Annotated in this window: 15 protein-coding genes; 1 reads left to right on the top strand and 14 read right to left on the bottom strand. The window is 44.9% G+C overall.

Translation table 11 applies throughout. The features are described from left to right. Positions 1–19: 19 nt before the first annotated feature. From FC43_RS05620 to FC43_RS05600, 5 genes are all read right to left on the bottom strand, one after another. The gene (locus tag FC43_RS05620; RefSeq protein ID WP_156648300.1) at positions 20–1,465 is read right to left on the bottom strand and encodes a hypothetical protein; all 1,446 of its coding nucleotides are present in this window, start codon (positions 1,463–1,465) and stop codon (positions 20–22) included. A 424-nt stretch (positions 1,466–1,889) separates the two neighbouring features. Beyond that, positions 1,890–4,556, bottom strand: coding sequence for a GH25 family lysozyme (locus FC43_RS05615; protein WP_056954800.1), 2,667 nt, complete (start codon positions 4,554–4,556; stop codon positions 1,890–1,892). A 93-nt stretch (positions 4,557–4,649) separates the two neighbouring features. Next, positions 4,650–6,920, bottom strand: coding sequence for a peptidoglycan DD-metalloendopeptidase family protein (locus tag FC43_RS05610; protein WP_056954798.1), 2,271 nt, complete (start codon positions 6,918–6,920; stop codon positions 4,650–4,652). A gap of 254 nt (positions 6,921–7,174) precedes the next feature. Continuing rightward, a complete protein-coding gene (locus FC43_RS05605) occupies positions 7,175–7,939 on the bottom strand; it encodes a hypothetical protein (protein WP_156648298.1) in 765 nt (254 codons plus the stop codon). A 136-nt stretch (positions 7,940–8,075) separates the two neighbouring features. Further along, the gene (locus FC43_RS05600; RefSeq protein WP_056954794.1) at positions 8,076–8,786 is read right to left on the bottom strand and encodes a hypothetical protein; all 711 of its coding nucleotides are present in this window, start codon (positions 8,784–8,786) and stop codon (positions 8,076–8,078) included. A gap of 397 nt (positions 8,787–9,183) precedes the next feature. Here FC43_RS05600 and FC43_RS05595 point away from each other — a divergent pair, with 397 nt between their 5' ends. Beyond that, on the top strand, positions 9,184–9,756 hold the full coding sequence (locus FC43_RS05595; RefSeq protein WP_056954792.1) for a sigma-70 family RNA polymerase sigma factor: 573 nt from the start codon (positions 9,184–9,186) through the stop codon (positions 9,754–9,756). 52 nt (positions 9,757–9,808) lie between these two features. Here the strand turns inward: FC43_RS05595 and FC43_RS05590 are convergent, their stop codons facing one another. The 9 genes from FC43_RS05590 to FC43_RS05550 all read right to left on the bottom strand — a co-directional run bounded on the left by FC43_RS05590 (position 9,809) and on the right by FC43_RS05550 (position 18,768). Beyond that, entirely contained in the window at positions 9,809–10,807 is a 999-nt protein-coding gene (locus tag FC43_RS05590) for a glycosyltransferase family 2 protein (RefSeq protein WP_056954790.1), read from the bottom strand. Between the two features lie 66 nt (positions 10,808–10,873). Beyond that, on the bottom strand, positions 10,874–12,298 hold the full coding sequence (locus FC43_RS05585) for an oligosaccharide flippase family protein (protein ID WP_056954788.1): 1,425 nt from the start codon (positions 12,296–12,298) through the stop codon (positions 10,874–10,876). Position 12,299: 1 nt separating this feature from the next. Beyond that, positions 12,300–13,421: a UDP-galactopyranose mutase gene (glf, locus tag FC43_RS05580; protein ID WP_056954786.1), complete on the bottom strand. Its 1,122-nt coding sequence runs from the start codon at positions 13,419–13,421 to the stop codon at positions 12,300–12,302. 65 nt (positions 13,422–13,486) lie between these two features. Beyond that, positions 13,487–14,383, bottom strand: coding sequence for a beta-1,6-N-acetylglucosaminyltransferase (locus FC43_RS05575; RefSeq protein WP_056954783.1), 897 nt, complete (start codon positions 14,381–14,383; stop codon positions 13,487–13,489). 12 nt (positions 14,384–14,395) lie between these two features. Next, positions 14,396–15,412: a glycosyltransferase gene (locus tag FC43_RS05570; RefSeq protein ID WP_056954781.1), complete on the bottom strand. Its 1,017-nt coding sequence runs from the start codon at positions 15,410–15,412 to the stop codon at positions 14,396–14,398. A gap of 72 nt (positions 15,413–15,484) precedes the next feature. Further along, positions 15,485–16,132, bottom strand: a complete 648-nt coding sequence (locus FC43_RS05565; RefSeq protein WP_056954779.1) for a YveK family protein — start codon at positions 16,130–16,132, stop codon at positions 15,485–15,487. Beyond that, complete coding sequence (locus FC43_RS05560; protein ID WP_056954777.1) at positions 16,113–17,321, bottom strand: hypothetical protein; 1,209 nt, start codon at positions 17,319–17,321, stop codon at positions 16,113–16,115. Before FC43_RS05560 ends, FC43_RS05565 begins: the two co-directional genes overlap by 20 nt. 14 nt (positions 17,322–17,335) lie before the next feature. Beyond that, a complete protein-coding gene (locus FC43_RS05555) occupies positions 17,336–18,106 on the bottom strand; it encodes a DUF4422 domain-containing protein (protein ID WP_056954775.1) in 771 nt (256 codons plus the stop codon). Positions 18,107–18,117: 11 nt separating this feature from the next. Further along, positions 18,118–18,768: a sugar transferase gene (locus FC43_RS05550; RefSeq protein WP_056954772.1), complete on the bottom strand. Its 651-nt coding sequence runs from the start codon at positions 18,766–18,768 to the stop codon at positions 18,118–18,120. Between the last annotated feature and the right edge of the window lie 431 nt (positions 18,769–19,199).

The following is a 19,199-nucleotide window of genomic DNA, read 5'->3' as shown; positions in this document are numbered from 1 at the left end:
TTGTAAGATAAAAGATCTATCAGAAACAACTCAAGCTTAATTTTTGTGTCCGATTCATGAGAACCAAACAGCCTATAGTAATTAGTATTGCTAATCCATTTACATATAGAAGAAATTTATATACCTTAGGAAGTACCATTTGAACCGAGATATCATCTCCACTATAAATATGGGCTCGAATTTCCAAAAGTCCTCTAGCATTAACGTGATAAGGCACTAAATTACCATTTAAGGTTACATTGTACTTTAACGTCGAATAACCAAAGATTGGCAGTTGAATATTTCTAACCCCTTTTTTGTTATACGATACAACTTCTAAAGATACCCCATTTCTTACAGGTGAAACTTTAGTTGATACTTTATTTTTCCCAATCACTAAAAAATGGTTAGTTAGTTCATTTTTAACGTCATCATTGAGGGTATCGTCTTTAAATGTTACTGATTTTGTCGCAACATTCTTGGGAACGTAATCAGGAATAGCTGAAATATTTGTAGGATTGGTTACGCCACCTTCTTTTATTAGCATAGTTGTACTCATTGGCGATGCATCTTTGGTACGAGCATTCAGCACTGGATTTTGAGCAAATTCTTGATGGTATGAATATTCTTTACCGACCATGATTCCAATACTTAAGATAGCAAAAACAAGTAGAATCTTTCTAAGATTATGTTTGGATATACTCTTCATGAGCATAATCATCGGAATAAAGCTAGCAAAAAGGCCATATCTCCATTGAGCAAATTGAAAATTACCAAGAACAGGTAATTTCTGTAATACATTCCATGGCAATATTGAACTACAGAAAATCAAAATCATAAATTCAACTAATGCTAAATTCTGAACAATTTTATCTGTCTTCAACTTTCCGCTTATAAGAACTAAAAGTAATGCTACCATCGCAATAATAGAAGGGCCATTAGTCGCATCCCATGTGCTATTAGTAAAAAGTTTAACAAATTCTTCGCTTCCAACCTGTCCCGCATTAAATGGAGTGTGAAGACCCGACATAGATATTATTAAAATTCTATATAGTAAAGACGAACCCATTAATAAAGTTAATGTTGAACTTCCCACAAAAATCTTTAAACTGGCAAACGTTACATTTTTAACCACAACTAATTTATATCCAAGAACAACAACAACTAGGGTAACCAAAACAACAAAAGATACTAAATGCGAGAATAACACCCATGTAAGTAACAAAGAAAACTTAAGCATTAACTTAACATTAAATTTTTTAGCTTGTAAAATATCACTCAAAATAAACAGTAACGGAAATAAAATCATCATTACCATCATGGTATTTGGTTGAAATTGTTGATAAAAAATATATGAATAATATCCTGAAGTTACATATAACCACGCACACAATGCCGAAGATACTTTATCAAATCCTCGTTTTTTAAGGGTGTGATCAGTAATATAGAACGCGCTTAAAAGTATCGAGCTTTTTATTACGATCACTTGAACCGTAACTTTCTTAATCCATATTGTTAGTAGGACAAATAACCATAGTGTATAGTCGGGATACATTCCGTTTATCGCTTGGCCAGCAAAATTAAATGTTCTAAAATTCCCCCAGACAGGGATCTCCCAATTTTGGAACGCACATTTAATTTCATAAATTCTTTGAGTATGAAAGAACGGATCTATCCCCCCACATTAAAATTCCATTTTTATTAATTCTAGTTATAGATATAATGACAATAATTAAAGTAAAAAATACTTCCAGCAGAAAATCATACCTAATCTTTTTGGCATATTTCATAAAAATACCCCTTCTTCTTTTTCGTTAAACTTAGGCTATTATATCAACAATTACGCAAAAGAAAATAAAAAGTAGGAATTTAGTCTCCTTAGGACCATAATTCCTACAATAATACTTTATCTATTTAATTAAATCACCGTTGTCTTTCCGAAAATTGTACCATTTACCATTAATTAATTGTTTACCATATAACATACGCCCGTTTTGATCATAATAAACCGTCCGACCATCAGCCAAGTGCGTAAAGCCTTTTGCCATATCGCCGTTGTTCGTAGCAAAGTAATACCAATACCCATTAATGTGTTGCTCACCATATTGCATCCGCCCTTGAGTACTATAGTAAACTGTTCGCCCGTCATTTAACTTGGTAAAACCAGTTGCCATACTACCGTCCGCTTTAAAGTAGTACCAAGAGCCATTAATACGTTGTTCAGTAGCCTTAAGCATCGTTGGCGCAAAATAGTAAACTTTACCATTAATCTTTTTAAAACCTCTTTGCTGGTCACCATTGTTATCTGCGAAATAATAATACGCTCCATTGACATTGGTCAAGCCATGTTGCATTTGTCCCGCAGTATTATAGTAAACTAACCGGCCATCAGCTAATCTAGTAAAGCCTTTCGCCATGTCACCATTATTGGTCGCAAAGTAATACCAGGCTCCATTAATTTGTTGTTCACCATACAGCATATGACCTTGGCCGTTATAGTAAACTGTCCGACCATCATTTAATTTCGTAAAGCCAGTTGCCGTACTACCATCGGCTTTAAAGTAATACCAATAGCCATTTATCCGTCGTTCCGCATTCTTTAACATTGTTGGAGCAAAGTAATACGTCTTTCCATTAACAACTTTCAAGCCCGTTTGCTGGTCACCGTTATTATCCGCAAAATAGTAGTAAGTACCATTAACATTGGTTAAACCATGCTGCATTTGGCCAGCCATGTTATAGTACACAGTCCGCCCATCTTTTAACTTAGTAAAGCCAGTTGCCATATTACCATTATTGGTTGCAAAGTAATACCAGGCTCCATTGATCTTTTGTTCACCATACATCATGTGGCCTTGAGGATTGTAGTAAACAATGCGCCCATCCGCAATCTTGGTAAAGCCAGTCTGCATAATCCCATCGCTACTGAAGCCATACCAGTAACCATTCAGGTTTAACTGACCGCTGATCGCCTTTTTAGTCGTTGGATCAAAGTAGTAAGTCTTACCACTTACTGTCATTAAACCACTTACCAAGGTCTGGGTTGTAGCATTATAGTAGTAGCGAACTCCGTTAATTACATTCAAGCCATTCGTTAATGTTTTAAGGTCGACCGTCCCATTAGCTTGAACATGAAGCTTACCGACATAAGTTCCATTGGCGCTGGTTAACAATTTACCCGTTGTTAAATCATAATATTGGAACGTCTTGCCCGCTTGATTGTATACCAAACCAGTTTGGCGTTGGCCTGTCTTCGGGTCAAAGTAGTAGCTGCTACCATTGACTGTCGTTTGCCCCGTGACCATATTCCCGTTATCCGTCCGGAAGTAGTAAGTCGCTCCATTGATCGTTTGCAGACCGTATTGCATCTGCCCAGCCCCATTGTAGTAAACGACCCGGCCATCAGTTAAGCGCATAAAGCCGGTCTGCTTGACGCCGCCTTGGTAGAGATACCAGTGGCCATTTTCGTAGCTTTCCCCGTTCTTAGCCACGTTCGAGGAAAAGAGCCCCATGTCAATCGAGCCGTCAATCCCGTTAAAGGAATCGGTGTATTGCCAGGCCCCGTAGCCAGAATTTAAGATCGTATTCTTCCAGTAGGAGTAGTAGTAAGCGGCAATCCAAGTCCGACTCTTGCCGACGGTTGAACTGACCTTATATTGTTGGTCAAAGTAGTAGCCAGTGTAGACGGCATGGTTGGTGAAGCCTTGGGCGCTTAAGGCCGCCCAGTAGGCGTTTAACAAGCTGGTAATATTGCCCCGCTTGACCACGTCATCTTCCACGTCGGCAATCATCAGGGCATCCTTGCCCAAACCAAACCGCCGGGCCGCCGCCGCAAAGTAGGCCGCTTCGGCTTGCGCGGCCCCGGTCGAAGTAAAGGTCACATAGTCATAAGCATAGACCGTTAAGCCAGCCGCCTTAGCGTTGGCAATCTGAGTCCCCGCGTATGGGTTTACGTAGGTGGTCCCTTGGGTCAGCTTGACGATGACGTACTTCACCCCTTGATTTTTCAAGTTAGTATAGGTATTAACGCTCATTGCCCCCTGGTAGGAGGAAACGTCAATCGCATCCGCGCTGGTACTGTAGGAACCCTTATTCGTAACGCTACCGGCATTATTGCTTGGGGTGTAGGTTTTAATATTTGGCGCAGAAGTCGTGTTGACTGCGTTGGCAACGACATCCGGGTTTGTCACTACGGTTGGCGTATTGGCATCGGCCGCTTTGTACAAGGCTGACTCACTGCTGCTAGCCGTGGCATTAGTCACGCTCGCGTTAGCGGACGAATTAGCACTGTTCGCTGCTGAAGTCGAAGCACTGGCCGAAGCTGGCGCTGCTACTGAGCTAACAGAAGCATCACTAGCACTCGAAGCCGGCGTGGCTGGGGCTGAGGCTTGTGACGCCGTACTGGCTGCTTGGCTAACGGTAGTTGCCGGCGTCGTTTCAGCTTGCGCGGCTTGAGGTTGAACCAGCAGCAAAAAGCTTGCCGTGGCCAAGACAACCCCTGAGAGGGTAGTAACTTTCTTCACATTCCGGGCAAAATTGGCTTGGTAGGCCCGGATTTGATCGACATTGTTCTTCAAAATGAAATCCTTTCTTCGAATTTAGCGTCCTTACAAAAAGGGTACCGACAAAGTTGCCGGTACTCTTTTGATTACTTATTCAACTTAACTATCTTAACGGTTGTTTAAGATAATGTCCAGTGGGTTCAGCCAAGTCCCGTTGTTGTTAAAGGAGTTAGCCAAGGCCACGTTGAAGTTCTTTTGGCGGGTAATCCCAATGTGGAGGTGGGAAGTGTTCCGGTAACCGATCGTGTCACCTAAGCCGATTTGTTGTCCTGGCTTAACCGCGATTTGGTTCCGGGAACTAAAGGCTTCTTGGTAAACCACCAGGTATTCACCGGTATCAACCGTAACGTACCAGTCTAACCCGGCCGTGTAGCCGACAGACTTAACCGTCCCAGCGTGAATAGCGTGAACCGTGGAACCTGGGTGATCAACGGAACCAAAGTCCAACCCGTCGTGGAAGCCGTTCAACCGGAATTCGCCACCGGCGTTCACCCCGAAGCGTTGTGCCCCAGAGAAGTAACCTTGCCCAACGGATGGGAATGGCCAACCCCAAGCTTCTTCAACCCCGTTGTTGTCAAAGGTGTAAGTCTTGCCATCGATGGTGTGTGTACCTTTAAACATGTCACCATTGTTCGTGGCAAAGTAGTACTGCTTGTTATTAATTTTTTGCCAGCCATATTGCATTTGACCATTATTGTTGTAGTAAACGGTTCGGCCATCGGCTAACTTGGTGAAACCTTTGGCCATATCACCATTGTTCGTGGCAAAGTAATACCAGTGACCGTTCAGCTTCTGTTCACCATACTGCATTTGACCATTATTGTTGTAGTAAACAGTCCGACCATCGGCTAACTTGGTGAAATCTTTGGCCATATCACCATTTTGTGTACTAAAGTAGTACCAATGACCACCAATATTCTTTTCGCCATGCGTCATTTGGGCTGTTTGCGGGTTGTAGTAGACAGTCCGACCGTCAACAAGCTTTTGCCAACCAGTCTTCAAAGCCCCGGCCTTAGCATCATACAAGTACCAGTGACCCGTAACTTGGTTTTCGCCATTAACCAAACTAAGGTACCCATTAGCATCAGTAGCTAAGGATCCAACTTTACCGCTCTTAACTAGCGCACCATCCGTGCCAAAGTAACGTAACTTACCATTAGTATAAATTGCACCCTTTTGCAGGTCACCATTGTTGGAAGCAAATAAGTAAGTCTTACCATTGGCTAAGGTGTTTTCACCATGGAGCATTCCTTGCCCCTTACCGTTAGCATCAACATCGTAATAAACCGTTCGACCATCAGCTAACTTCGTAAAGCCACGAGCAGTGTCACCATTATCCGTCCGGAAGTAGTACCATTGCCCATTAATCTTTTGTTCACCATATTGCATTTGGCCTTGGGCGTTGTAGTAGTCCAAACGACCATCGGCTAACTTCGTAAAGCCAGTCTGCATTACCCCATTATTATCAAAGTCGTACCAATGACCATTGATGTTTTTTTCACCTTTGGTCATGCTTGGGGCAAAGTAATAAGTCTTACCATTGTTGGTCTTAAAGCCTTGTTCACGGTCACCATTCCAGATATTGAAGTAGTAGTAGGTACCGTTAGCTTCTTGCATCCCGTGAAGCATCCCTTGACCAGTAACTTTATTACCGTCTTTCTTCACGTCATAGTAGACATTCCGACCGTCCGCTAATTTTTGCCAACCAGTGACGACATCCCCATTGTCGGTCCGGAAGTAATACCATTGGTTGTTAATTTCTTTTTCGCCATATTGCATCTGGTTAGAAGTCGTATCGTAGTAGACCGTCCGGTTACCAGATAAGCTTTGCCAGCCATTCAGGTATTGGTTCGTCGCAGTATCTTGCAAGTACCAGTGCCCACCACTGTAAACTTCCTTGGTAGATGGAGCCGCAGAAGAGTTAGCAGACGTTGCATCAGACGTAGTTACGGCGTTGGATTGAGCCGCAGCTTGGGCAGACGTTTCAACAGCCGCCTTGTACATTGCAACTGGTGCTGCTTGTTGGCTAGCTGGGGCCGTAGCGGCACTAACCGCTTGGCTCGCCGAAGCCACTTGCGCTGAGGCGCTCACTGCTGGATCTGCGCTAACTTGCGCGGACGCACTGACCGCTGGCGTCACTACGGCTACGTTAGCACTGGCAGTTGCCGCAGAGAGGACCGTTTGGTCATCGCTGCTGTTAGCGTTACCGGTCGTCGTTGCGACCTTGTCAGCAGCTTGATCCGCTTGGGTCGTCGTGTCGGCCTTTGCACCGTGCACGCCGGCAAAGAGGCTGGCCGCCGTAATCCCAGCGACTAACCACAGCTTTCCTTTCTTGTACATCTTAAAGTGACATTTCATATCCTGACTCGGTTTACCCATGTCGTTCTCCTTACGTTAATTACTCGGTTTTTATCTTTAATAGTTTCAAAAATTTATGATTTTCTAAATGTTCCTTGTAAATTCTATCATTCATTGTTTTTTCGATCAACGCTCTGGCCAAGATGATACATGATTGTTACATGAAAGAAACCTTGCGTTTAATTTGTGTTTGCCCTTTTCATGACTTTTCAGGAAAAGAAAAAGCTCGTCAGCCCCATTTTACTAGGGTTGACGAGCGACCACGGAACGTGGTCTTACCGTTCGTCGTGAACTTGCACGTTGTTCGCTACTTGGTTGACATAAGCGCCTGCTTGTTCTTGGTTCGCCGTGTTTACCATGTCATTGAGCTGGTATTGGTTCCACTGGTTCCCCTTGTACAGGTAGACGGATTTGTCGCTGCCAGCGACATCCTTGCTTTGGGCGTAGTAGTTAACCCACTCGCCATTGTCCGCCGTGCTGCCGTAGACCTGGTAGTAGGTATTGTTGGTCCCGTTTGGCAATGGGGCCAAGACGCTGCTTTCGTTCATGATCGTTACTGATAATGGGCGATCAGTGACTGGCAACGCTTCGTTGGTTACGTGCTTGCTGGTGTACCAAGTGTAGAGGCCAAACTTTTGGTTCAGCGTCAGTTGGTCCGCCGCCAAAGTCGTAGTTGCCTTGGTTGGCGTTGGGACCGCTTGGTTGGCCGTCTGTTGCGTCGCTACCTTAGTTGCCGCCGGGGTGTTAACCGTCAACGTCTTAGTAACGGGCGTGTAGGTCGCCGGGGCTTGGCTAGCTGCCTTCAGCATCATTGGTGCAGCTGGCGTAGTAGTTGCCGCCGGGGTTGTCGCAACCGCGGTCGGCGCTTCTGCCGCTTTGGCTACGGTGTGGTCAGCGTGCTTCTTGGTTGTTTGGCTGGTCGGGGCCGGCGATGATGAACTGGCCGCCTTCTTGGAGCTGGTCGTTGCCGCTTGACCACAACCGGCTAATAATGCCGCCATTGCAACGGTACTGAATAATAGCTTGAATTCCTTCCGCATGATCATCATCCTCCTTACCCTTCATGATTTCTCCCATGCTGTTAAAGTTACTGTAATCTTTATCATTTCTTTGTAACTTTATTGTAACACAAATCACGGGCCTTGCGGGGACTTTTCCGGAATTCACCCAAAAATCTTAGATCCGGTAGGGCCGGTGGAAATACTTCTTAATGTAGGCTTGGCACTCTTCTAGATGGGGCTCTCCGTAGGTCCGTGTACAAAAATCCATTAGGAGTGCCAAGCCCCACTCATCTTCGGCTGCCAAAAAGTCAGCGTTGAGCTGCTTAAATTCCGGCCAGCTGATTTGTTGACTATGGCCTAGCCACATTTCGAACTGCTTAAGGCGCAATTGTTGTTGCCTTTCATATTTGTCCACCGAATTAAGAATCCCTTCAAAGGCCCCCCGCGCAACATCGAGCCCCAACTTAAAATGGGTGCCGCGCTTTTCATCGCAAAAGTAAAGTAACATTTCCTTGGTCTTACCATTGTATTCATGCGCTTTCATAAAGTGCGCCATGTAATACACCACATCAGTGTCTTTAGCACCACAACTCGGCACTAAGGCATGAAACCCGGCGACATACGCAATTGGCCGGTGCTTATATTGCTGGTAAAAGCACTTTGTATCCAGCTCCCAAATCTGCGCCGTTTCTGCGAACTTATTTATTACATACTTTAATGGCCGATCAACGACCAAGCCTTCCCCCTTGGTCAACATTAAGAGCGTCTGCTTTTCCCGGTACGCCGTCAAAAAGAAAATTTCGTCCCAGCTAATGGGATGGTATGAAGTCACTGGCCATTCTTGCTTGCGAAGTGTCTTTAAGTTTTGGATCTCTGATAAGCTCATGCAAGCCCTCCTCAGTTTAAAGTTAAATTTCGGAAATTTCCGTTAACCATTAAAGCACAAAGGTAAACGCTTTCTCAAGACCCAAATTTTAATCTCATTTCTCTCAATTATCAGTCTTTAAGCGCTGCTAGAATAATTTTATTTCATTTTTATTTTTGTGATTAACTTTTTGATACAAAAGCAAAATCCCCCCACTTAAGAAGATTAAAAATGGCCCATTCTGGATCAAAGCCATGATTTATGCTGGTCGGCAAGAGCGAAATTGACCAGGTTAACGCCTTTTCGTCTCATTTTGAGATTGATTAAGGGATGATTTAACGTTTTCAACTTTTTAAAAATCTTTATATGATGTTTTCGTCTTCGGCCGAGACAAGCCTAAACGAAACGGAGATTTTTTATGAAATTCAATCACTCGAACAGCCAATTTAATCAGGCACTCTTGGCGACCTATACCGACCCTAACTTGTCCGGCCTTATTTTCGGCTTTCTCAAGCGCGCAAATATCCAGCCGAGTCATCCCGACCGTGATGATTTAGTTCAGGAATGCCACCTGGCAGCCTCCCAGGCATTAATTGATTTTGAGCAGCGCGCAACCGTTTTGACCATGAAACGCAGCACTTTCATCTACCAACGCTTATCCTGGTGCCTCGGTAAATACTTTGAACGTGGCAATCGCGATTACCAACGAGCTGCCATCAAACTGGACCAGCCCCTAACAAGCACTCCCAGCCAAACTCATCCGGATCTATGCTACGAGTACGACTTTGAAGCCCGGGAAGCTGCCATTCAATTAGTTCACCAAGCCTTAGCCCAAGCGGCACCAATGCAACGTAAATTCTTAAGGCTCTTGTTAAAAGACTCCGGCTTAACAAACAACGAACTCGCTAAGCGGCTAAATATCACTCCTCAAGCGGTTAGCTATCATCGCAAACAAATTGTTAAACTACTAGAAACTTTACAATCTGAATAACGCGTGAACTAAAAAACTCCCTGCCTATTTGGCGGGAGTTGCTACATATTCATTATTTAGCCCGGCTACGAAGTGCAAAAACCTTCCCTGCCAAGGCATAGCAATGCAATTTCAATAAAATAATCGCCGCAAACTTTGGCGTACGCATCCGCGTAAGTGGGGTTCGCCTCAAACACTTTGCCACAATTGGATCTTGCACAACTGCTCTAAGCTGGGCCTTCTTCACCGCTCCAGCAGCTGAATTCTTTGCATCATAAATCCCGTGAACCCCGATTAAATTAACTTGCATCAGTCCATAAATGTAAAAGCTTGGCAAAACGTCAGGCAACGAGGTCTGAATTAGTTTATTTACTACCTTTAAAGCCTGCAAGTAAGCTGCTACTTTTTCTTCGTCAAAGGAACGGACGGCAGAATTTTCAGCTCGATTGTAATGATACAAGACTGTTGGTAAACCTAGCGCAGTTTGCGCCACCAAGAGATACTGCAAGACAAATAAGGAGTCCTCAGAAAAACGCAAATCCTCATTAAAGAACAACTGATGATCCAGAATCAACTGGCGGCGAAATACCTTCCCCCAAACCGTCAGATAATTGGTTGGATTCTCAAGCATCGTTGCGATTAGCTGCTCTTTATCAGCTTGTTGATAAAGGATAGCTTGATCAAATAAACGTTTTAACGCCTTTCCTGACTCAAACGAGTAGATCAACAAGTCTGCTTTTACTTCATGTTCCAACACTTGCTTTACCATGTCTGGCTTAAAATAATCATCAGCATCTAAAAAAAGAAGTGCTTGACCGGTAGCTACCTTTAGCCCTTGGTTGCGTGCTTTTGATACCCCCGGCTGACTGTGAGTCAGGCACACTTGGGGGTACACTTTTGCAATTTGTTGGGCTACTTGTGGGGTTTGGTCTTGGGAGCCATTTTCAACAATGATCGTTTGTATCATGGCAGCCTGCTCCGTCGACAAATCATCATAAATACTTGCAACAGCTTGTCTTAATGTTGCTTCGCAATTATGAGCGGGAATAATAATTGATAGTTTTTCATCCATAATAATAACCTCTGAAAGCAAAAAGCGATTGCTGAATGGTCATCCCCATTAGCAATCACTCGCCGCTTACTTACCCTTACTTAAAATTTGCTTAGCTTGATCAACAATTGGCGCTTTCAGCATTATAATCCCCAAGACATAGATAATAATGCCAACCGCCGCTTGAAAAGCCAGGTTGATAATGTTCATACTCATCATTTCACTAATATGATAGACTACCCAACTCATCAAACCACCCGGAAGTAAGTAACGCCAGATATTTCTAAATAGATCGCGTCGTCGAATCGTCGTCCGCACACATTGTAATTGCACGGCCGCCACTGCAAACTCAGCAATCACCGTGGCGATCGCGGCCCCGTTTGCAGTATAGCGTGGAATCAAGAAAAAGTTCAAGACAATATTCGTAATTGCCCCGGCCGTCACTGACGCCGTAAATTCATTGACCCGCTTAACCGGCATCAAGTACTGCGTGCCAATTACGTTACTCCAAGCGATAAAGAGGATCACTGGCGCTTCGATGAACATGATCGTCCCGGTCGGAACATACTTCTCCCCTAAGAACCAGGGGGCAAATTTCTTGGCGACCGCCATTAGGCCGAACATCATCGGCACCGCCAGGGCCGTGACAAATTCAAAGGAATTATAGAGGCTTTGACGAACTCCTTTCACATCCCCCTTGGCAAACTTATTGGCAACGTGGGGCAGCATCACCGTCCCGGTCGCCGTCACGATCGCTAAGACCAGCTTGACAATCTTATCGGCGTAATCAAATTGCCCCAAGGCATCCTGGGCCCCGATCCGCCCGAGCATCAACTTGTTGACCACCAAGTAGACCTGGGTGGTGATGGTCGGAATAAAGAGGATCAAGGATGGGTACAGGTGCTTGAAGGGCTTCCAGTACTTTGGCGCCACCCACTGGATCGAATCGCGCAGATAGGGCCAGAGGGTAATATTCCCGCCGACCTGAGCCAAACCGAGCAGGAGAATGTACTTCCACAGGTCGCTTTCCTGCTTGACGACGACAAAGATCAGACAAATCGAGATCAACTTGACGATTGTATTGCGGACGACGGTCTTTTTAAAGTCCTCCATCCCCATGAAGTACCAGGAAACGTCGAGTCCGGCGGCAATGATCCAAAAGGTCTGCAGTAAATAAAAGACCTTGAAGGTCGACGAGAACAGTAAGACAACCGTTAAGTAGGCTAGCAGTGACAGACAGATGGTCCCCAGCTGTAGGAGTTCAATCCCCCAAAAGACCCGCGACCGCTCAAACTTGTCATCGCGGTGGTAGGCGACCTCCCGGTTCCCATACAGGGTGATCCCAAGCTGACCGATCAAGCAAAAGAAGGTGACCCAACCATTTGTATAGCTATTGATCCCCGAGGCGTGCGGCCCTAAGACCCGCGAAATATAGGGGGTCGTAATAATCGGCGCAAACATCAACAGAATCTGATAGCCCGCATTATACAAATAGTTCTTAATCACTTGCATCTTACTTGCCAAACTCCTTTGTCACGGTAACCAGGGCCGCGTGGAGGACCTGATCCATATCATAGTAGCGGTACTGCCCGAGCCGCCCACCGAAGATCACGTTCGGCTTAGTATCGGCGGCCAGTTTTGCATATTGCTTGTAGAGGCTGTTGTTAGCTTGGTTGTTGACCGGGTAGTAGGGTTCATCCCCGTGGTGCCAATCGGCCGGGTATTCCTTGGTGACGATCGTCTTGTTGGCGTCGCCCTTGCCGAATTCAAAGTGCTTGTGTTCGATCACCCGGGTATACGGGGTTTCGGCGTCCGTATAATTGACAACCGCGTTCCCTTGGTAGTTGTCAACATCCAACTCTTCGGTTTCAAAGCGCAGGCTCCGGTATTGAAGCTCACCGAGCTGGTAGCCAAAGTACTGGTCGATCATCCCGGTAAAGACAATCTTCGGGAATTCGGCTTCATATTCCGCTTGCTTGGCAAAGAAATCGACCCCGGTCTCGACGTCGATCAAGTCGCTGGCCAGCATCTTTTCAACGATCTGAGTGTAACCACCAATCGGAATCCCCTGGTAGGCATCGTTAAAGTAATTGTTGTCGTAGGTCAGCCGGACTGGCAAGCGGCGAATGATGAAAGCCGGCAGGTCGGTCGCCTTTTGGCCCCACTGCTTTTCGGTGTAACCCTTGACCAGCTTCTCGTAAATGTCACGGCCAATCAGCGAAATGGCTTGTTCTTCCAGGTTGGCCGGCTGCTTACCTGCCATTTCTTGCCGTTGCTCATCGATCTTAGCCTGAGCTTCGGCCGGCGTCTTGACTCCCCACATCTTGGAGAAGGTGTTCATATTAAAGGGGAGGTTGTAGATTTCACCGTGGAAATTGGCAATTGGTGAATTGGTGTAGCGGTTAAATTCCGCAAATTGGTTGACGTAGTCCCAAATTTCCTTGTTGGAAGTATGGAAAATGTGGGCGCCGTACTGGTGGACCTGAATCCCGGCAATTTCTTTGGTGTAGATATTCCCGGCAATGTGATCGCGCTTTTCAATCACCTTCACCCGCTTACCGCGCTTGGCCGCTTCATACGCAAAGGTCGCGCCAAACAGGCCGGCCCCGACGACTAAATAATCATACTTTGACATACCAGTTCCTCTTTCGTTCAGATATCTATCTGTCAATGATAGGCTAAATGGCTGGAAACTACAACTTAATTTTCTGGCTTACCCGGCTCCCTTGAGGCTAGCGGCAAGTGCTGAGTCAATTCATCAGAGATACCAAAGACCACTTTACGCGCCCAGAAATAAGGCTCGCTTTGCAGCGCCGGTAAATCTTGCATATCTAAGATCGCTGGTCGACTACCATAGCGCTCTTCCCAAAGAATATAACGATAATGCTTTTGAATGATTCGGTCTCGGTATTCTGGCTGATTGCAGAAAATTATCGGTAACCAAAATTCATCAGAAAAAGCCCCCGTCTTTAACATTATTTGCAGCTTCGGATGGGTCTCAAAATACTCCACTGCATATTCCGCAGCATCCCGCGGTAAATCAACCCAATTTTCACCTGAATAAATTTCTTCTGGCCGGTACCCTAACCGTTTAAGCTTATTTACCCCTAGGAGCCGCTGTAAATGCAAGCTCACCCGGTGATAGATCTTGCCAAACAGCGTCCGGCGGTTCAATTTATCATACGGGAAATAGTATTTTTGCCACCACAAAACCAATTCACCCGATTTACGGACTTGATCGGCGCGGAAATATTTCATGTAAATGTGATCGTCATTTTCGTAGAAGTGAGCAATCTTTGCCGGCGCTTGAACGGGCCAATCTTGCCCTGAGATCAAATGCAAATGAGTTATTTCTGGATCCTTTAATGCGGCCTTAAAAAGCTCTACGGCCACCTGCCCAATGCTCCAACCGCCCCAACGAACATCAATTTTAGAGAAGGTATGAACTCCTAATTGATCAAACGCTGCTTGTTGCGCCGGGGTAATCGTCATTTTCGTGTCAAAGTGTACCCAGACTTTAAACGTCGGGACTAATTGCTTTGCTAAAGCAATAATTTGCTCAGGCTGTTTATGGGCAATAATTAAGACTGCTTGCATAACATCAGCCTCCTACTTCAACCGGGTTTGCAGTCGTTCAAGTGCGCTTTTGATTTGCTGTCCATTACGTAACCCTACTGCCACTTGGGCCACTCGTTTCTTCATTGCTTCGTAGTCTTCGAGGGAGAACTGAGCGAGACGACCTGGTAATTTATCTAAGCTAGCCACGGCAATTCCCAGCCCATTTTCAACCAAGTATTTAGCAACCGCCGCCTTTTCCCAAACCACGACTGGTAACCCACTGCTGATATACAGAGAGACCTTATGTGGGCAGTTATACTGCATATACTCGCCGAAATCACCATCACAAGTATCCGTGCGACTGCCATCCCATACTAAGCCAAAATTGGCAGTCAAGTGTTGGGGAAGTTCTTCAGGCGTATATACCCCTTCATAGCTAACGTCAGCTGACAAGTCATCCAGTGGGTTAGGGCCATACACTTGTAGTGGCAGCTTCTCACCAAAATCAACTTGGCTTAAAAACTGAGACTTCATTAAATTCCCCGCAAAACAAAGCGACCGCCGGTACGGTTGAGGGTCTTGTAAAGGTTGAGGATTTAAGTAGTCAAAAAGCCCCAAAATCTCCATCGGGGTCGTCACCCCTTGGTTACGTAAATAGTCCTGCATGGCTTGACTGTGAACCACCAGTCCATCAGCTTGATTCAGCCACTCTACTTCCTTTTGTGCATAGCCAACTTGCTCTTTGAAAAGGCGCAAAGATTCAATATCATGAATAATAAAGATCAACTTAGCTGTCGTATTCTGCTTAATCGATGCTACTAAAGCGTCCATTAAAACCGTTGAGTAGACTGGGTACTGAAAGTAGATTTCATCCACTTTGCGTTGTTTAAACAGCCGTGGAATGTCCCAGTACTTATATTTCAGCTTCTTCAACTTTGATTCGTAATCAAACGGTAACTGACAAATTTCGCACTCATCAGCTAAAAAATGCTCAATATCGGTCCGTGCTTTGGGTCCCGCGTTATTAGCGTGTGGATCAGTTACTGACAATAAAAGCTTATGCGTCATTCTTTTCTACCCCTCATAATATTGATACAAAAATAACCATCCCCGCGAATGCAGACATGGCTATTTGCTTAACTATTTACCATTTTTCCGCAGGAAGTCCTTAATTGCAATTCCCCCAAAGGAAATTACAATCCCGACTAAGCCCCCTAGGGCTGCGCCAACCACCGCGTACTTCTTGGCTTTTGGCGTCGTTTCGCTCGTTACATCATCAGCAGTAGCCTTGGCAAGTGGCGTTACCGTCCCAACCCCGGCTTTCAACCGTGGCAATTCCTTTTGAACTGCTTCGGCAGCCGCATTAACAATTTTGGCTGCATCCGTTGCCGAAGAGCCCGTCTCAACCTTCATTTCCAAAATCAAAGATTGCTGGTGGCTCTTGGCATGGATCATCGAATCCAAATCGTCCGTAGTGTACTTCTTTTGTAACTTCTTTGGTAATAACGACCGCGTCTCTTTCGCCACTGTCCGTCCTTGAGAAAGTTCTTCGTAGGTCGGCATCAAATTTTGATCCGCCATCACTTGGGCATTTTGATCATTATTCTGCGTCGGTGCAGCTTGATAATTGTGTGAAATTAACACACTGCGGTGCGCCGTATAAGTAGTAGATTGGCGATGTTTGGCCAAGAAGCCAAACGCTCCACCAAAAATTACCGCAAGTGCAAGAATTAAGATGATGCTCTTAGTAAACATCTGGGTTAATTCCTTAACTGTGTACTCTTTCAATGTCTTTCTCCTTTGTCATCATTGATGCTGTCCCCGTTGCTAGAAATGCCAACAGAAAGGGATTATACGCGATATCGACTAACCGTTGCTCTAAAATCGCGCTGACGGTTACGATCACCATAACACTTGCTAACGCATAGTCGTTAGTCTGGATTGATTGCCAACTGAGTTGGGTCATCATTAGTAGTACTACCAATAATACAATTGTTCCGAAAATAATCAGGAGACGCAAGAATGAAGCATCAATAAAAAAGTAATCTGTAACTACTTTTTTAGCCCCCACGCCAGCGCCCCAACCATTTTCTTGAACGGGTTGACCAAACTTAGAAAAGCCATAGCGAACAAACGCTGTATGTCCAAACTGAAGACGACCAGATAAAGCATGATTTACTTTTTCAAATAGATGATTAGAAAAAGTAAAAAAGTATGAGGCAATAATTATTAGATAAGCACCTAAAATTGGAATTGGCCAATAAAATCCTGCTACCAAGCGACTAACTAAATGCCCTTGCGCAGCACGCTGACCTAACCACGTTATCGGAATTATTAATAGAATAGCGATGGCATCTAGACGCGAATTGGTCCCCCACATTACTACTCCGGCAATTATCATATAAAGGATATACCGCCACCACTTTAAGCGGTGAAAGGCCAAGTACGCATCCGCCAAGACTAAAAACAAAACATGAGCGGCGAAATCAGTGGGATAAATAATCCCAAAGGCCCGCCGAACTGCCCCCGTGGTATCCCGCACAAAGACTAAATTCCGAATCACACCGGCTTCAGCAGACACAATAATGTAAAGTAACCCGACTAACCCAACCAAATAGTACAATTTTACAATTTGACGAAAGTTAACCCCGCGGGCGCCAAGAATTAAAGTCCCCATCACGACCAACATAAAATCATGGGAAGTCCGCCAAGTAATCAATAGCAAGCCAAAGCCCAATAAATTGCCAAGCATCGACCATACATTATGCCGATCCAGAAAGAAGATTTTAAAAGCTAAGGTAACTAACCCTATAAATAATAACCGATGTAAGGTACTTGGTGCAAAAAAATCAACATAAGTCGATGTTTGGAGGTACGAGATAGTTACCAAGTAAATAAAGGCAACTTGATACAATAACTCTCCTGTTAATTTAAAATTAACAAAGCGATCCCACTCTTTTAAAAGTAGTTGTCTCATCGTCCTTTCCTCACTTAATGCTCCCCATGGCCAAAAATCTTGCGCTTTAAGAACTTGCCGCCCTTCACGAACCAGTTGACCGGTTCCATAAAGACGTAATTGACTTCCTTGACCCGGTATTCAGGGTGTGTCTCCAGCCAGGTATCCAGCATTAATTCACTTAAGAAGCCGTACACCCGCTTTTCGTACGGGGTGTAATTAGTAATATCGATCCGCGCTTCAACCTTGGCCAAGACTTCAAACATCCAGGTGCAGTATTCGTCCAACGGTTGTCGCTTCATGACAAACATATTGAACATGTGGGCCCAAGTCCGCTTTAAGACCTTCTCCATGGCCGGTACGTATTCTGGGTAATCGGCCTGAATAATGTCTTTCATAACTTCCAGGGGTTCATGCTCATGGACGTGCAAATAGTGGGATTCATTGCTTTCAATGTAGTAGTTCCGGCGCTTGGGCACCAAAACATCGGCTTGGGCCAGCAACTTTTCGACGTCTGCTTGGGTTAAGACCGTTTGGACGTCCTTTTTGCCGGTCAGACTAAAGTGCCGCCGGTAGTGGACTAACCCCATTGCATCCAGGTCGGGCAGGTTCTTCCAGCCCCAGTAGATCGCTGTTAGTTCATTATAATTGGCATTCTTGGCAGAAATATTGTCCCTAGTATTATCCCCTTGGTAGGTCTGATTAACATCCGGGTGCAAGGCCTTGCCGACAAAGACCGGCAAATACACTGGGTCTTTGGGCATGGCGTAGTTCTTATGCGTTGCCACTAAAATTTTAACTTTCACAATGCTCTCCTCTAATAGGCCCCGGTACTCTTAAAGATACTAATTAAATTCTTAAAGAGAATCCGGCAGTCATACCAATACGAAGCGTGATCCACGTAGCTCAGCTCTAAATCACACCGTTCCGGATAACCGATATTGCTGCGACCACTAGCCTGCCACAGGCCCATCGCCCCAGGCTTGACCGACAAGAACTTATCCGCGCGGTCCCCATAAATTTCAACTTCTTCTTTCACTACCGGCCGTGGTCCAATCAAACTCATTTCCCCCTTCAAAATGTTAATGAACTGGGGGATTTCGTCCAGTGAAGTCTTGCGCAAGATCCGCCCTAAGCGGGTAATCCGCGGGTCTTCTTCTGGCTCTAGCTTGTAATTATTAGCCACGTACTTTTGGTACAATTCAGGATCCTGGTGCAAAATTTCATCCGCATTCACGATCATCGAGCGAAACTTGTAAATCTTAAAGGGCTGGTGGTGCATCCCGATCCGGGTCTGCTTAAAAAAGACAGGTCCCTTATTATCGCCGAATGAATCCAGCAGCCAGATCACTAAAAAGACCGGACTCAACAGGATTAAGGCAATTACTGAAAGCACAATGTCAGTGACCCGCTTGGCAAAAAGATACCCGCGGGACTGGTGCTTAACCATTTTTTGGCTGTTTTCCATTCCTAGCCATCCTTTGCTTAAGTTACCATCATTTGGTACTGGTTGATGTCTAAGCAGGCACTCCTGCTCAGACACTATAAACAGCCTCTATAATACCAGTTTTAGATGGGGAACAAAACCCTTTCTTGACTGATAGCGCTGTCAAGCGTGATTCTAAAGCAAATCTTCACCTTTTGCGGGCTTGTGGTATTTGTCTTAGTAAAAGATTAGTAAAACTCATTGTTTTTGCACCTTTAGTTTTACCAGTGAAATAATTTTGTTTTACTCTTTTAAAATTCCAGGTCCCAATCGTTTATATAAGAGTGTAAGGCGTGCACGACTTACCACCTCACTTAAAACACGAAAGAAGGATTCATCATGCAACAAACTTTTAAGTCTCCCGAAATGTCAATTTAAGTTAGAAAAAAAGTAGTTGCTCATCAGTGACGTGC

Origin of the sequence: Limosilactobacillus ingluviei DSM 15946 (assembly GCF_001435775.1) — a bacterium.
Classification (GTDB): Bacteria; Bacillota; Bacilli; order Lactobacillales; family Lactobacillaceae; genus Limosilactobacillus; species Limosilactobacillus ingluviei.
The sequence above is the reverse complement of the archived record's forward strand: the minus strand, read 5'-3'. Positions and strand labels throughout refer to the sequence as shown.